Source organism: Methylobacterium sp. yr668 (assembly GCF_900116245.1).
Classification (GTDB): Bacteria; Pseudomonadota; Alphaproteobacteria; order Rhizobiales; family Beijerinckiaceae; genus Methylobacterium.
This window is the reverse complement of record NZ_FOZY01000013.1, coordinates 49,298-62,983: the sequence shown is the minus strand read 5'-3', so window position 1 is coordinate 62,983 and position 13,686 is coordinate 49,298. Positions and strand designations below refer to the sequence as shown.

Sequence of the window (13,686 nt, the reverse complement as noted above, 5' to 3'; positions counted from 1 at the left end):
GGCCGCGCCCCGCGCGGACCGGTCACGCTTACGTCATTCCGCCGCCGCGCGCAGGCGCGCTTCGGCACTCCGGTCGGCACTCTGGATCGGCAGGCGCGCGGGGAACCGGGCCGGGTCGGATTCCGGCGACAGGCTCGCCACGAGGCTCGCCCGGGGCAGGGCGGTCTCGGTCACGTCGAGCAGCGTGTCGACGCCCCGCTCCAGGTGCTCGTCCACCCGGTCGACCACGAGGATCTCCGGCTCGCGCAGGATCGCCCGCGCGAGGCCGACCCGCACCCGCACGCGCTCGGCGAGCGCCTGCCCGCGGTTGCCGACCTCCTTCTCGAGGCCGCGCCGCTGGATCGGCCGCTCCAGGTCGAACTCCCGGAACACCGCGCGGGCCTCCTTCTGGATCAGCGCCTCGCCGTGCATCCGCGCCGTGTCGATGCGGCCGAACAGCAGGTTGTCGAGGACGGTGCTGCGCGGGTTGATCCGGTTGGGGTCGTAGGATTCGACGTCGCAGCCGTCGTCGCCGTGCATGAAGCCCTGCACGACCGCCCGCGCGCCGACCATGCGCTTGGCGAGGGTCTCGTCGAGCAGCCCGAAGCGCATCCGCGGCTCGACATAGGCGAGGGCCAGCGCCAGGAAGGCCACGCTGTCGGTCTCGCTCAGCCGCCCGTCCTCGGGCAGGCGCGCGAGCCGGCGCAGGTAGTCGGGCAGCGCGTCCGGGGTGATCAGCGAGAACCGCCGGAACAGCGGGTGGCCCGGCGGCACGTCGGCGAAGATGTCCTTGAGGTTGCTGGCGATGGCGACGCCCATCCGGTCGAGCTCGTCGAGGAGCTTCACCTTCTCCAGCGCGTCGCGGAACAGGGGGACGCCGGCGAGGCGGCGCGGATCCGTCAGCGTCGGGTCGCGGGGGACGCCGAACAGCAGGTTCTCCCCGACGGTGGCCTGCTCGTTGTAGTGGCCCCGGGCGAAGGGGATCACGAGGTCGGCGAGACCCTTCTGGGCGAAATGCTCGCGCAGGTGCTCCCGCGCCGCGATCATGCGCTGGCCCACCGGCGTGTCGTGGGCGACCGAACTCAGGGCGCCGAGCCCGAACCGGTAGAGCTCGTCGCCGAGGTCGAGCCGGCCGAGCAGGTCGAGCAGGCGCTCGTCGAGCTCGTCGGCATCCCGGACGCCGAGGCGCTTGAAGTCGATCCAGGGGTCCTCGACGCTGTCGCAGGGGTTGCCGGTCTTCACCGCCTCGTTGATCCGCGCCTTGCTGAGGTCGAGGCTCTTGGTGCGCAGCGGGTGCACGCGCAGCCCGTAGAGGACGTTGTCGCGCAGCGTCCCGGGGAACAGCACGGGCTGGACGCCCGCGTAGGCGATGCGCCGCGCGTGGTCGCGGCGCGGCAGCGTCGAGAGGTCGTGCTCGCCGATCCGGACCGTGCCCCCGGGCGGCGACTGGAGCCCGGCGAGCACGCGGACGAATTCCTGCGCGATCGCCCCGGGCGGGACCAGGGCGACCTGCCCGGGGAGGCGCACCTCCGCGTCGCCGACCTCGATCAGGGAGCCGCCCTGCGGATCGCGCAGTTGCAGGCCCTCCAGCCGCAGCGGCCCGCCGAGCCGGGGCGCCGCGCGCTCGGATTCGTGCTCGGCCGGCAGGAGGCGCTGCGGGCCGAAATGCGCCGCCACGGTCTCGTACTTGACCTCGACGTCGAGGCGCTGCTGATCCCAGTCGATCAGCTCCTTGAGGGGCGGCGGCAGGTCCCGGTAGGCGGCCAGGACCGCCACGAGCTGGCCGATGTCGAGCTGGCCCTTCAGGGCGAAGTAGCCGCCGATCGCGTAGAACAGGAACGGCGTCACCTGCGCGAGCAGGTTGTTGAGGTATTTGACCGCGAACTTGCGGCGGTAGATCCGCAGGCGCAGGTCGTAGAGCCGGTAGAGGCGGCCGCCGATCTCCGCGCGTTCCCAGCGGCCGGTGTCGTTCAGCGTCACCGCCTGCAGGCCGTCGAGCACCTCGGCGACGCGCCCGGCCAGGGCGCGGGACGCGATCTGGCGCTGGCGGCTGAGACGGATGATCTCCCGCCGCAGCCGCGGGATGACGGTCATCTGCACGGCGACCATGCCGCCGGCCGCGATGCCGAGCCAGATGTTCTGCATCATGATGAAGGCCAGCGCCGTCGCGGCCTGCGTGCCCAGGAACACCGGCACCACGATCGCGTCGCCGATGAAGGAGCCGATCGGCTCGACCTCGTCCCGGATGATCGTCGCGGTCTCGGAGGATTTCACCTCCCGCTGCGTCTCCGGGGAGAAGCGCAGCATCAGCGAGAACAGCTGGAACCGCAGGCGGCGCAGCATCCGCTCGCCGAGAATGCCCTTCTGGAGGTTGATCCAGAACTTGAACGCGCCGTTGATCAGGACGAGGCTGAGGAACAGCGTCGACAGGCTGAGCAGCAGCTCGAACCGGTCGAGCTGGAACCCCTCGAACAGGTGCGTCTTGCCGCCGCCCAGGAAGGCGGGCCACTCGACGGTGAGCTCGAGGAACGGCGCGGTCGCCTCGCCGTGCGCGTAGGCCTTCCCCGTGATCGCGTCGTTGACGATGCGCTTCGGCAGGTCGAGCGAGGCGAAATAGAACGGGAGCGACGCCAGCACGACGGCGCAGATCCGGAGCTGCGCGACCTTGGAGTAGCGCCAGATATACGGGAACAGCCGCGGCTCAAGCGCGCGCATCGTGTCCTTCCGACGAAAGCCCGCCCTGGCGGCCCGACGGCCGAATCGCCGCAGCCGGACGCCTGATCCTGGTCGATACGCTACCCGAGGGATCCGGTTTCATCCAATACAGCCCGATAGGCGCGGATTCCCGCCGGCCGCGGTGTCATCGCGCCGTCATATAGGGCACTCGGCGCCGGATCCCGACGCCGATCTTCCCCCAGCAATCCCGGTCACGCGAGGCCCCCATGACTTCAGCGGCCTTGCCCAAGCGCGCGCGTCCTTATATTGCGACGCAACCACCACGACTCCGTACCTGAACCGGCGCGGACGGCCGCGCCGCGCGGCCGCCAGGGAGCCGGCACAACCCGTTTCGGGCCGCCATGAAACTGCGCAACATCGCCATCATCGCTCACGTCGACCACGGCAAGACGACCCTCGTCGACAAGCTGCTGGCCCAGTCCGGCACCTTCCGCGAGAATCAGCGGGTCGAGGAGCGGGCGATGGACTCGAACGACCTCGAGAAGGAGCGTGGCATCACGATCCTCGCCAAGGCGACCTCGGTCGTCTGGAAGGACACCCGCGTCAACATCGTCGACACCCCCGGCCACGCCGATTTCGGCGGTGAGGTCGAGCGCATCCTGTCGATGGTCGACGGCGTGATCGTGCTGGTGGACGCCGCCGAGGGGCCGATGCCCCAGACCAAGTTCGTGGTCGGCAAGGCGCTCAAGATTGGCCTGCGCCCGATCGTGGCGATCAACAAGGTCGACCGTCCGGACGCGCGGATCAACGAGGTCGTGAACGAGGTGTTCGACCTGTTCGCCGCCCTCGACGCCACCGACGAGCAGCTCGACTTCCCGATCCTCTACGGGTCGGGCCGCAACGGCTGGATGGCCGACAGCCCGGACGCGGACCCGTCGGTCGGCCTCGAGCCGCTGTTCGACCTCGTGCTCAAGCACGTGCCGCCGGCCCGGACCGAGGAGGGGCCGTTCCGGATGCTCGGCACCCTGCTCGAGGCCAACCCGTTCCTCGGCCGCATCATCACCGGCCGGATCGCCGCGGGCTCGGTGAAGCCGAACCAGCAGATCAAGGTGCTCGACCGTCACGGCAAGGTCGTCGAGACCGGCCGCGTGTCGAAGATCCTCGCCTTCCGCGGCCTGGAGCGCGCGCCGATCGACATCGGCGAGGCGGGCGACATCGTGTCGATCGCCGGTCTGATCAAGGGCACCGTCGCCGACACCTTCTGCGACCCGCAGGTCGAGACCCCGATCCAGGCGCAGCCGATCGACCCGCCGACCGTGACGATGTCGTTCATCGTCAACGACAGCCCGCTCGCCGGCACCGAGGGCGACAAGGTCACGAGCCGCATGATCCGCGACCGCCTGTTCAAGGAGGCCGAGGGCAACGTCACGCTCAAGATCGAGGAGGCGGCCGACAAGGACAGCTTCTACGTCTCGGGCCGCGGCGAGCTGCAGCTCTCGATCCTGATCGAGACCATGCGCCGCGAGGGCTTCGAGATCGCCGTGTCGCGGCCGCGGGTCGTGTACGAGCGCGACGAGGCCGGCGGCCTGCTGGAGCCGATCGAGGAGGTCGTGATCGACGTCGACGAGGAACATTCCGGCGTCGTCGTCCAGAAGATGTCCGAGCGGAAGGCCGAGATGCTGGAGATGCGGCCGTCCGGCGGCAACCGCCTGCGCCTCGTCTTCCACGCCCCGACCCGCGGCCTGATCGGCTACCAGGGCGAGCTGCTGACCGACACCCGCGGTACCGCGATCATGAACCGGCTGTTCAAGGCGTACGAGCCCTACAAGGGCGAGATGCCGGGCCGGCGCAACGGCGTGCTGATCTCCAACGACCAGGGTGAGGCCGTGGCCTACGCCATGTGGAACCTGGAGGACCGCGGCCCGATGATGATCGAGCCGGGCTGGAAGGTGTACCAGGGCATGATCGTCGGCGAGCACAACCGCGAGAACGACCTCGAGGTGAACGTGCTCAAGGGCAAGAAGCTCACCAACATCCGCACCACCTCGAAGGACGAGGCCGTGCGCCTCACTCCGCCGATCCGGATGACCCTGGAGCGCTCGCTGGCCTGGATCCAGGACGACGAGCTCGTCGAGGTGACGCCGAAGTCGATCCGCCTGCGCAAGGCGATCCTCGACCCGAACGACCGCAAGCGGGCCGAGCGGTCGAAGGAGAACGCCGCCTGAGGCGCGCGACCGTCACCGATCGTGAACGACCGGCAACCGGGCGCTCAGGCCCGGTTGCTGATGTGGCCCTTATTCCTGGCCGCTCTCGGACCCATCGAACCCTTATGCCGGGGGCAATACTTCGATGGGGCGGACTCGAGAGGCCCGCGTGAACCCCGTGACACCGATGCCCGTCGCGCTGAACCCGCTTCCGTCGCTCGCGCAGGCCGCCGCCGCGCCGCCCTCATACCTCGTCGGCCAGGACGGCGAGGGTCACTGGGTCGCCGTCGAGACCGGTGGGCGTGCCGGAGGCATCTTCCGCAGCCGCCAGGACGCGATCCGCTACGCCTGCGTCGAGACCGGCTGCCGTCCCGGCGACGTCCCGCTGGCTTCCGGGCCGATCCCCTTCCGTCTCTCCTGAGCCGCGCGCCGCCGCGCGGGGGATGCCGCCGCGGCGGCATCCCGGTCGCGTCAGCTGCCCCCGGGATCGGTCTCGTCGTTCTGCGTTCCGCCGGCGGGCGTCCCCTGGCCGGGCTTGCCCTCCGTCTTCTCGTTCGGGTCCTTGACCGCGTCGGGGGCGACGTTCTTCGGCTTGTCCGGCTGCGCGCCGGTCTCGCGACGCTCGGTCATTCCCGATTCTCCCGCTCCGCCCGGTAGTGCCCGCCCGCGACCTTCGTGTCGGCGGCCGGACCCCGCGAGGCCTTCTGGTCCGAGTGGCCGCCCGAGGAGCCGCCGACCGCCGGCGGCGCGCGCCCGGGCTCTCCGGCCGCGCCCCATCCCTCCTTCGGTTCGGTCCGCGGCGCCTCGCCGGAGCCCATGTCGGTGATCGCCGCCTGATCGGCCGTCTGATGGCCGCCCCCGGCGGGCGGGCTCCCGCGCGAACCGACCTTGTCGTCGGGCTTGCGGGTGACGGTCCCGGATTCGCTCGTCGGCCTGACCATCAGCGCTTCCCGTCGTCCTGGCCGACGGCGGCGGTGGCGCGGTCGATCGCCTCGCCGAGATCCGTGTCGGACCGCGCCTTGTCCTCCATATGGCCGAGCTTCTCGCGCGGCGTCTCGGTCTCGTTGGCCACCGCGGCCTCGGCACCCTCCCGCGCGGGTCGTCCGGTCTGGTCTGTCATGGCTCGCCTCTCTGCCTCTTCGGGGGACAACGGAGGCGGCCGGGGAGGGTTGCGCGAACTGGGCGACCGGAGGCGGTCGGTTCAGGTCTCCGGCCCGACGATCCGGGGCAGGACGGCCTGCATGAGGCGCCGCGCCGCATCCTCCGCGGCCCCGCGATCCGATGCCCGCGCCTCGATCGTCAGCAGATCGCCGTCCCGGAGGATCACCGCGGTCGCCCCGGCGCCGCCGTCCAGCGCGTACACGCTCAACCAGCCGATCGCCGGGCCGGCGGGCAGTGCCGAGAGCCGGCAATCCGGATTGCGCCGCACGCAGAGCGCCTCGAGCGCCGCGAGGGTCGTCCTGCCCGAGCGGACCCGGGCCTCGGTCCCGTCCGTCAGGCGCCCGAGCCGCAACGCGATCGTCGGGGCGCCCGCGCAGGCGGCGCAGTGCAGGCCGAGCTGCCCGGCCTCCGCCCGCGCCGTGGCCGCCGGTCCGAGCGCCGTTCGGGCGGCTTCGGCCAGGCCGGTCAGGTCGTGGACCGCGAAGCCCTGGGCCATCGCCGCCTGAGCCCAGAGGCCGAACACGAGAAGCAGGAGGCCGCGCATGAGATCGTCACTGTCCGTTCGCCGGCCGGCGTTAGCGGAGAGTTTTTCTGGAGTCCAGGCACGGCAGATCGAAGTGTTGATCCGCAAATTGCGCCCAAAACTCAGTATTGTGCTGCGAATAAGTTTTGAGAGAGACAGATAATGATCAAAGAAAAATGATTTTATGACTGTGATCTAATGAAAAATTTCGTGGGTCGCGACGATCGTGTCCGTCCCCGGCGGACCGGAAGCGTGCGCGGATCCACATCGCCGCGATCCGCGCCGGTGCGATTCGATCGGCGCTCCGTAGGGGAGCGGCCCGAAGGCCGCTCCGATGGCCGGTTCAGCCGATCCCGTCGAACAGCGCCGAGGAGATGTAGCGCTCGGCGAACGAGCAGGCGACCGTCACGATCCGCTTGCCCTGGAACTCGGGGCGCTTGGCCAGCTCCAGCGCCGCCGCGACGTTGCCGCCGGTGGAGATGCCGCCGGGGATGCCCTCCAGCCGGGCGAGCGCCCGGGAAGTCTCGAACGCCGCCTGGTTGGTGACCTTCAGGACGCCGTCGAGGATGTTGGTGTGCAGGTTGTCGGGGATGAACCCGGCGCCGATGCCCTGGATCTTGTGCGGGCCGGGCTGGCCGCCGGAGATCACCGGGCTGTCCTCCGGCTCCACCGCGAAGACCTTCAGGTTCGGCAGGCGCGGCTTCAGCACCTCGCCGACGCCCGTCACGGTGCCGCCGGTGCCGACGCCGGCCACGAACGCGTCGAGCTGGCCGCCCGTGTCGCTCCAGATCTCCTCGGCGGTGGTCTTCCGGTGGATCTCCGGGTTGGCCGGGTTGGAGAATTGCTGCGGCATGACCGAGCCCGGGATCTCCTTCAGGAGCTCCTCGGCCTTGGCGATCGCGCCCTTCATGCCCTGCGCGCCCGGCGTGAGCGCCAGCTCCGCACCCAGGAAGGCGAGCATCTTGCGCCGCTCCAGCGACATCGTCTCGGGCATCACCAGGATGAGCCGGTAGCCGCGGGCCGCCGCCGTGAAGGCGAGGGCGATGCCGGTGTTGCCCGAGGTCGGCTCGACCAGCGTGCCGCCGGGCTGGAGCTTCCCGGAGGCCTCCAGGGCGTCGATCATGTTGACGCCGATGCGGTCCTTCACGCTCGCGATTGGGTTGAAGAACTCGAGCTTCAGCAGGATCTCGGCGTCGACGCCGTGCTCCTTGGGCAGCCGGTTAAGGCGCACCAGAGGGGTGTTGCCGATCGTCTCGGTGATCGAGCCGTAGACACGGCCGTGGCCGACCTTCGCCGGTGCGTTGAGGGTATCGGCCATCGCGGAACTCCTGCTCGTGGTGACGGATCGGACAGATGTCGTATCCGGGATAGGCCCCGCCAAGGGATCGCCCTCGCGTGGGGAGGCTTGACCGGCCCGGACGGGAGGCTGCGATATCGCGTTGCCGCGGCCGGAGCAATCGGGCTAAGTGCCGTTGCCGAAAGTTCTTTCCGGAATTGGGCGAACTTTCGCGGCGGGGTGGAAGACCTTTATTGAGCGGCCCGTTCCTGATGGAATTCTATTCTCCAGCCCGTCCGGCCGCGGCCGGCGCTGCCCGACCATCCTGCCCGACGGGCGGACGGGGCCTCCCCCTTCGGCCGACTCGTCGGGCCGCTCTTCTGGCGGGCCTCGGGCTGATCCTGGCGCGGCCGGCGCGGGCCGCCGAGGCGCTCCGCGTCGTGCTCGCCACCGCGACGCCGGGGGGCGGCTTCCCGGCCTTCGGGGAGGCCTTCGCCGGCGCGGTCGCGGCCGCGGACCCGGCCCTGACCGTCGAGCGGCGCGCCACCGGCGGGTCGTCCGAGAATGTCGGCCTCCTCCGCGCCGGCCGCGTCGATCTCGGCCTCGTGCAGGGCGAGTACGCCTACCCGGCCCTCGCCGAGGGCGGCGGCCTGACCGTCCTGGCGCCGATGTACCCGACGCCGGGCCTGTTCGTGGTGCCGGCGACCAGCGCGATCCGCTCGGTGGCGGACCTGCGCGGGCGCAGGGTCGTGCTCGGCACGCACAAGTCCGGGCTGACCGTCATGGGCCGCAGCGTCCTCGGCGCCTCGGGCCTCGATCCCGAGCGCGACATCAGCCCGATCCTCCTCGACCGGGCCGGCGACGGCCCGGCCCTGGTGCGCGAGGGCCGCGCCGACGCGCTCTGGGGCGGAGGCCTCGATTGGCCGGGCTTCCACGCGCTGGCCGCGGATCCGGGCGGGGCCCGCTTCTTCGGACCGTCCGAGGCAGCCATCGCGCGCCTCGCGCAGCCCGGCGCGGCGACGCGGCGCCTCACGGTTCCGGCCGGCAGCTTCGCCGGGCAGGCGGAGCCGATCGCGACGGTGGGGTCCTGGAGCTTCGTGATCGCGCGGCCCGGCCTCGACGAGGAGACGGCCTACCGGATCGTCCGGGCGCTGGCGCGGACGGATCTCACCGAAGCGCAGCCAAGGAACCTCGTCGGCCTCGTCCCGGCGGACCAGGTCAATCCAGGCACCGCCCGCGTCCTGCGCGAAGCCGGCGTCACGCTGCGCTGACGGCGCGGGGGCTCAGCGGAACGAGGCGACCCGGCGATCGCGCTTCCGCTCGGCGGCGGGCTGGTAGGCGATCTCGGCGTGGTGGGTGCAGTACGGCAGGCCGGTGATGGAGCGGGCGCCGCAGAAGCGGAATTCCGGCGTCGTCGGGTCGCCGAGGGGCCAGCGGCACATGGATTCCCGGAGGTCCATGATGGTGACGCGCTCCGACACCGCGAGGGCCACGGGCGCGGGCGCCGCGGCCGGCGCGGGCGCCGGGAAGTCCGGGGCCGGACGGTGGGCCAGGATCGCGACCGGCTCGGGCGCCTGCGTCTCGACCACCGCGATGGCGGTCTCGATCTCGACCGTCTTCGACGGCGGGACGGCGGTGGCGGCTTCCTCGCCGCCGCGGGCGCGACCGGCCAGACCCAGGCGGTGGACCTTGCCGATCACCGCGTTGCGGGTGACGCCGCCGAGTTGCGCCGCGATCTTGCTGGCGCTCTGCCCGTCTTCCCACAGGCGGCGCAGCAGCGCCACGCGATCGTCCGTCCAGCCGAGACCCGCTTCCATCATCCCCTCCGCCCCCTGCGGCTCGGCCGCGTTCCCGAAGGCCAGTCCGCGTCTTCCAGGCAGACAGAAGCCGTTATCCCGGCCGACCGTGTCGCCGCGCAGACCGCGCCCCCGCGCACCGGCTGCCGCATCGCGTGCGACACCCTGTCTCGCCAGGCCACGGGGGAACCCTAGCGCGGCGCTCGCGAACGTTGCAAGGGCGGGCGGTCGCCGGGCACGGGCCGCCGCGACGCCTGTCCACCGGCAATGACCCAGGCCGGCCCGGGTCGGCCGTGTCCGGCGCGATCCTGCGCGGCCCCGGCGCAGTCCCGCCGGTGACCGGTACGGCGCCGCACCGTCCGGGCCGCCGGCCGCAGCGGCCACGCTTGCGCCCCGATCGCGTGGGATCGTGACCCCACCGCAACAGCGCGGCCTTATCGTTCCTCCGAAGCCGGCTAAGACGGAACAGGCGATACGGCCAAGCTCGTTCCGTGTGGCAGAGTGGGCGCGTTTCGCGGTTCGAGGAAGTGACGATGGGTGTTCGTCAGGTCAGCCTGCGCATGGCGATGGCGTTCGGGCTGGCGGGTCAGGTCGCGGCCTGCGGCAGCGTTCCGCGGACCCCCTACAGTGCCGAGCAGGCGGCCTTCGCCACCGTGCCGGGCATCCCCGGCGCGCGCGTCTTCGCGGACGCGTCGGTGGACACGATCGCGGCGCTCGCCGCTAATCCGGAGCGGCGCCTCAAGGGCTTCACCTACCTGGCCCTGTCGGGCGGCGGCGGCGACGGCGCCTACGGGGCGGGCGTGCTCAACGGCTGGACGGCGTCCGGCAAGCGGCCCGAATTCACCCTGGTCTCCGGCGTCTCGACGGGCGCGCTGATCGCGCCCTTCGCCTTCCTGGGCCCGGCCTACGACCCCTACCTGACCGAGTTCTACACGAGCGGCGTCGCCAGCGAGCTGGTGGCCTCGCCGAACCTGGCCAACGTGCTGTTCGGCTCGGGCCTGTTCGGCGACGGGCGCCTGCGCAACCTCATCGACCGCTACGTCACGGACGACCTCCTCAAGGCCGTGGCCGAGGAGCACGCGAAGGGCCGGCGCCTGCTGGTCGTCACGACGAACCTCGATTCCCAGCGCGCGGTGATCTGGAACATGGGCGCCATCGCGGCGAGCGGGGTGCCCAACGCCCGCCAGCTGTTCCGCGACGTGCTGGCGGCCTCGGCCAGCATCCCGGCGGTGTTCCCGCCCCAGTTCATCGACGTCTCGGCCGGCGACGCGCGCTTCCAGGAGATGCATGTCGACGGCTCGGTGGTAACCCCCGTCTTCACCCTGCCGCAAACCCTGCTGCTGCGCGACGGGCGGATCCGCACCGGCGGCAAGGCCGAGATCTACGTGGTGATCAACGGCCGCCTGGAGCCGGAATTCGAGGTCACGAAGGACAACACGCTCTCGATCGTCGAGCGCTCCTTCACCACCGCGAGCCGCGCCCGCTCCCGCGCGACGCTGACGGCGACCTACGCGCTGGCCCGCACCAACGGCATCGGCTTCAATCTCACCTACATCGACGAGAACGGCCCCAAGGCGTCCGCCGCGAAGGGCTTCGACACCGCCTACATGCGGGCCCTGTACGAGGCCGGTTACGAGAAGGGCCGGACCGGCACCTTCTGGCAGCACTCGATCCCGGCGGCGCCGGTGCTCAAGGCGACCGCCAGCGCCGTCGCGAACTGACCGCCTAACGGTCCGCCGCGCGCCCGGCTCGGGCGCGCGGCGAATGGCGCGGGCGGACGACGCGCCTACTTGCCCAGGATCTTCGTCACGAGGCGGCCGAGCGGCGTCGCCGTGCTGGCGTTCCGGTCGTCCCGGTCGACGGGGCGGTTCTCGTTGCCGAGGATCTTGGTGACGATGCGTCCGATCAGGTTCATGGGTCGGCCCTCCGGTATCGCGCCCAAATGGCGCAGCTTCCCCAACAACGGGTCAGGCGCGGGCCGTGTTCCAGCCCGGCGCCCGATCGGGCGCCTCAGACCTGCATCAGGCGGATGTTGTTGGTGTTGCCCGCCGTGTGGAACGGGATGCCGGCGGTGACCACGATGACGTCGTTCGGCCGCGCGAAGCCCTCGTCCTGGGCGTGGTGGCAGGCCTTCGAGGTCATCTCCTCGTAGCTGTCGACGTCCTCCGTCAGGACGCTGTGCGCCCCCCAGAGCAGGCTCAGCCGCCGCGAGGTCGCGACGTTGGGGGTCAGGGCCAGGATCGAGGCCGCGGGCCGCTTGCGCGCGACCCGGGCGGCCGTCGTCCCGCTCGCCGTGTAGGCGACGATGGCCGCGGCGCGCACCGCCTCGGCGAGGTCGGCCGTGGCGGTGGCCACCGCGTGGGGCGGCGTCTCCTCCTCACCCGGCTCCGAGGCCGCGACGATCGAGTGGTAGAGCTTGTGGCCCTCCACGCTCCGGATGATCCGGTCCATCATCGCCACCGCCTCGACCGGGTAGCGGCCGGTCGCGGATTCCGCCGAGAGCATCACGGCGTCGGCGCCGTCGTAGATGGCGGTGGCGACGTCCGACGCCTCCGCCCGGGTGGGCGCCGGGGCATTGACCATCGAGTCGAGCATCTGGGTCGCCACCACCACGGGCTTCACGGCGAGCCGGCAGGCCCGGATCAGCTCCTTCTGCCGCCCCGGCACGTCCTCGTGCGGGATCTCGACGCCGAGATCGCCGCGGGCGACCATCACGGCGTCGGAGAGCCGGATGATGTCGTCGATCCGCTCCAGCGCCTGCGGCTTCTCGATCTTCGACATGATGCCGGCGCGATCGCCGATGATCCCCCGCGCCTCGATGACGTCGGACGGCTTCTGGACGAACGACAGGGCGACCCAGTCGACGCCGAGATCGAGCCCGAAGGCGAGATCCGCCCGGTCCTTCTCGGTCAGCGGCGACAGGTCCAGCAGCGTGCCCGGCAGATTCACGCCCTTGCGGTTCGAGATCGGACCGCCGGTGACGACCTCGGCGGTGATGGAGGTCCGCTCGGGTCCGGTGACCCGCACCCGCACCCGGCCGTCGTCGATGAGGAGTTCCTGGCCCGGCACGACGGCGTCGAAGATCTCCGGGTGGTGCAGCGGCATCGCCTGCTTGTCGCCGTCGGCGCCCTCGAGGACGAAGCGCACCGTCTCGCCGGCCTGGAGATCGAGCCGTCCGCCCTGGAGCGTGCCGATCCGGATCTTCGGGCCCTGGAGATCCTGCAGGATGCCGATCGGCCGGCCGACCTCCTTCTCGAGGGCGCGGATGGCCGCGTGGACCTTGGCGTGATCCGCCTGGAGGCCGTGGCTGAAATTGAGCCGGAACGTGTCGACGCCGGCGAGGAACAGGGCGCGGAGCTGGTCTGGGGCGGAGCTGGCGGGACCGACGGTGGCGACGATCTTGGCGTGGCGGTGACGGCGCATGCGGGTCTCGGCCTCCTGAGGCTGCCTCTGGGAATCGAGCCGGGCGCTCGGTCGCGCCGACGGCGCTCACATCGGTCCGCGACGGCCCCGCGGCGAGGCCTCGCGACGCCCGGCGGGCGATTTTTCGCGCGGCGGGCCGATTCGGCGGGGAGCTATCTGGCCGCCTCGCGGGCGATCCCGGCAAGCCCGGCGTCGAACACGCCCGTGATGTCGGCGACGGCGTCGGCATCGCTCATGCCCTCGGCGTCGAAGGTCGCGCTCCAGATCACCGTGGAGCCCGCGCCGTCGCGACGGACTGCCAGCGTCGCGTTGTAGGCGCGCACCGGCAGGGGCCCCTGGATGAAGCTGTAGCTGTAGCTCATGCCGGTCTCGTCGCGCGCGGTCTCGACCTCGGCGATCGTGCCCTTGCCGCCCTTCACCACGAGGCCGCGGATCTGCGCGCGGATGCCGTCATCCTCGTCCTCGCCCGACAGGATGCAGCGCTGGACCTGCGGGTGCCAGTTCTGGATCGCGCAGAAATCGCCGACCAGCGCCCAGACCGCGGCGGGCGGAGCCGGGATGTCGCGGCTGCGGGTGACCTCCAGGGCGCTGGCCGGTCCGGCGGCCAGGACGGCCGCGCCGATCGCCGTCAGGGAAGCGGGATGCATC

The 13,686-nt window shown here is 71.5% G+C and carries 14 protein-coding genes; 4 read left to right on the top strand and 10 right to left on the bottom strand.

Translation table 11 applies throughout. The features are described from left to right. Positions 1–33 precede the first annotated feature (33 nt). Positions 34–2,694: an ABC transporter ATP-binding protein gene (locus BM419_RS17365; protein WP_091927164.1), complete on the bottom strand. Its 2,661-nt coding sequence runs from the start codon at positions 2,692–2,694 to the stop codon at positions 34–36. Between the two features lie 362 nt (positions 2,695–3,056). Between BM419_RS17365 and typA the strand changes: the two genes are divergently transcribed. Both typA and BM419_RS17355 read left to right on the top strand, forming a co-directional pair. Continuing rightward, positions 3,057–4,880 (top strand): translational GTPase TypA, encoded by a 1,824-nt coding sequence (typA, locus tag BM419_RS17360; RefSeq protein ID WP_020093051.1) that lies wholly within the window; start codon positions 3,057–3,059, stop codon positions 4,878–4,880. Between the two features lie 166 nt (positions 4,881–5,046). Continuing rightward, on the top strand, positions 5,047–5,280 hold the full coding sequence (locus BM419_RS17355; RefSeq protein ID WP_082558088.1) for an RAG2 PHD domain containing protein: 234 nt from the start codon (positions 5,047–5,049) through the stop codon (positions 5,278–5,280). 50 nt (positions 5,281–5,330) lie between these two features. Here the strand turns inward: BM419_RS17355 and BM419_RS32425 are convergent, their stop codons facing one another. From BM419_RS32425 to cysK, 5 genes are all read right to left on the bottom strand, one after another. Further along, complete coding sequence (locus BM419_RS32425) at positions 5,331–5,489, bottom strand: hypothetical protein (RefSeq protein ID WP_020093053.1); 159 nt, start codon at positions 5,487–5,489, stop codon at positions 5,331–5,333. Further along, positions 5,486–5,800: a hypothetical protein gene (locus BM419_RS17350; protein WP_020093054.1), complete on the bottom strand. Its 315-nt coding sequence runs from the start codon at positions 5,798–5,800 to the stop codon at positions 5,486–5,488. The genes BM419_RS32425 and BM419_RS17350 overlap by 4 nt, the downstream gene beginning before the upstream one ends. Further along, positions 5,800–5,979 carry a hypothetical protein gene (locus tag BM419_RS17345; RefSeq protein ID WP_091927163.1) on the bottom strand — a complete coding sequence of 60 codons (180 nt, stop codon included), beginning with the start codon at positions 5,977–5,979 and terminating at the stop codon, positions 5,800–5,802. Before BM419_RS17345 ends, BM419_RS17350 begins: the two co-directional genes overlap by 1 nt. 81 nt (positions 5,980–6,060) lie before the next feature. Then, the gene (locus BM419_RS17340; protein WP_091927162.1) at positions 6,061–6,564 is read right to left on the bottom strand and encodes a hypothetical protein; all 504 of its coding nucleotides are present in this window, start codon (positions 6,562–6,564) and stop codon (positions 6,061–6,063) included. A gap of 322 nt (positions 6,565–6,886) precedes the next feature. After that, positions 6,887–7,861, bottom strand: coding sequence for a cysteine synthase A (gene cysK / locus BM419_RS17335; protein ID WP_070999936.1), 975 nt, complete (start codon positions 7,859–7,861; stop codon positions 6,887–6,889). Between the two features lie 212 nt (positions 7,862–8,073). Between cysK and BM419_RS17330 the strand changes: the two genes are divergently transcribed. Further along, entirely contained in the window at positions 8,074–9,090 is a 1,017-nt protein-coding gene (locus BM419_RS17330; protein ID WP_244540792.1) for a TAXI family TRAP transporter solute-binding subunit, read from the top strand. Positions 9,091–9,102: 12 nt separating this feature from the next. Here BM419_RS17330 and BM419_RS17325 read toward each other — a convergent pair whose 3' ends face one another. Further along, positions 9,103–9,636, bottom strand: a complete 534-nt coding sequence (locus BM419_RS17325) for a GcrA family cell cycle regulator (RefSeq protein ID WP_020093059.1) — start codon at positions 9,634–9,636, stop codon at positions 9,103–9,105. 512 nt (positions 9,637–10,148) lie between these two features. Between BM419_RS17325 and BM419_RS17320 the strand changes: the two genes are divergently transcribed. Continuing rightward, positions 10,149–11,336 (top strand): patatin-like phospholipase family protein, encoded by a 1,188-nt coding sequence (locus BM419_RS17320; protein WP_175556320.1) that lies wholly within the window; start codon positions 10,149–10,151, stop codon positions 11,334–11,336. A 65-nt stretch (positions 11,337–11,401) separates the two neighbouring features. Here BM419_RS17320 and BM419_RS17315 read toward each other — a convergent pair whose 3' ends face one another. The 3 genes from BM419_RS17315 to BM419_RS17305 form a co-directional block, all read right to left on the bottom strand. Continuing rightward, positions 11,402–11,530 (bottom strand): hypothetical protein, encoded by a 129-nt coding sequence (locus BM419_RS17315; protein ID WP_012320301.1) that lies wholly within the window; start codon positions 11,528–11,530, stop codon positions 11,402–11,404. 95 nt (positions 11,531–11,625) lie between these two features. Further along, positions 11,626–13,038, bottom strand: coding sequence for a pyruvate kinase (gene pyk / locus BM419_RS17310; RefSeq protein ID WP_091927160.1), 1,413 nt, complete (start codon positions 13,036–13,038; stop codon positions 11,626–11,628). Between the two features lie 152 nt (positions 13,039–13,190). After that, positions 13,191–13,685 carry an SRPBCC family protein gene (locus BM419_RS17305; protein WP_091927159.1) on the bottom strand — a complete coding sequence of 165 codons (495 nt, stop codon included), beginning with the start codon at positions 13,683–13,685 and terminating at the stop codon, positions 13,191–13,193. Position 13,686 lies beyond the last annotated feature (1 nt).

Coding starts and splice junctions, on each gene's coding strand:
- cysK (WP_070999936.1), bottom strand. CDS start 7,861: ATGGCCGATACCCTCAACGCACCGGCGAAGGTCGGCCACGGCCGTGTC.
- BM419_RS17325 (WP_020093059.1), bottom strand. CDS start 9,636: ATGGAAGCGGGTCTCGGCTGGACGGACGATCGCGTGGCGCTGCTGCGC.
- BM419_RS17305 (WP_091927159.1), bottom strand. CDS start 13,685: ATGCATCCCGCTTCCCTGACGGCGATCGGCGCGGCCGTCCTGGCCGCC.
- typA (WP_020093051.1), top strand. CDS start 3,057: ATGAAACTGCGCAACATCGCCATCATCGCTCACGTCGACCACGGCAAG.
- BM419_RS17350 (WP_020093054.1), bottom strand. CDS start 5,800: ATGGTCAGGCCGACGAGCGAATCCGGGACCGTCACCCGCAAGCCCGAC.
- BM419_RS17340 (WP_091927162.1), bottom strand. CDS start 6,564: ATGCGCGGCCTCCTGCTTCTCGTGTTCGGCCTCTGGGCTCAGGCGGCG.
- BM419_RS32425 (WP_020093053.1), bottom strand. CDS start 5,489: ATGACCGAGCGTCGCGAGACCGGCGCGCAGCCGGACAAGCCGAAGAAC.
- BM419_RS17345 (WP_091927163.1), bottom strand. CDS start 5,979: ATGACAGACCAGACCGGACGACCCGCGCGGGAGGGTGCCGAGGCCGCG.
- BM419_RS17320 (WP_175556320.1), top strand. CDS start 10,149: ATGGGTGTTCGTCAGGTCAGCCTGCGCATGGCGATGGCGTTCGGGCTG.
- BM419_RS17355 (WP_082558088.1), top strand. CDS start 5,047: ATGCCCGTCGCGCTGAACCCGCTTCCGTCGCTCGCGCAGGCCGCCGCC.
- pyk (WP_091927160.1), bottom strand. CDS start 13,038: ATGCGCCGTCACCGCCACGCCAAGATCGTCGCCACCGTCGGTCCCGCC.
- BM419_RS17365 (WP_091927164.1), bottom strand. CDS start 2,694: ATGCGCGCGCTTGAGCCGCGGCTGTTCCCGTATATCTGGCGCTACTCC.
- BM419_RS17315 (WP_012320301.1), bottom strand. CDS start 11,530: ATGAACCTGATCGGACGCATCGTCACCAAGATCCTCGGCAACGAGAAC.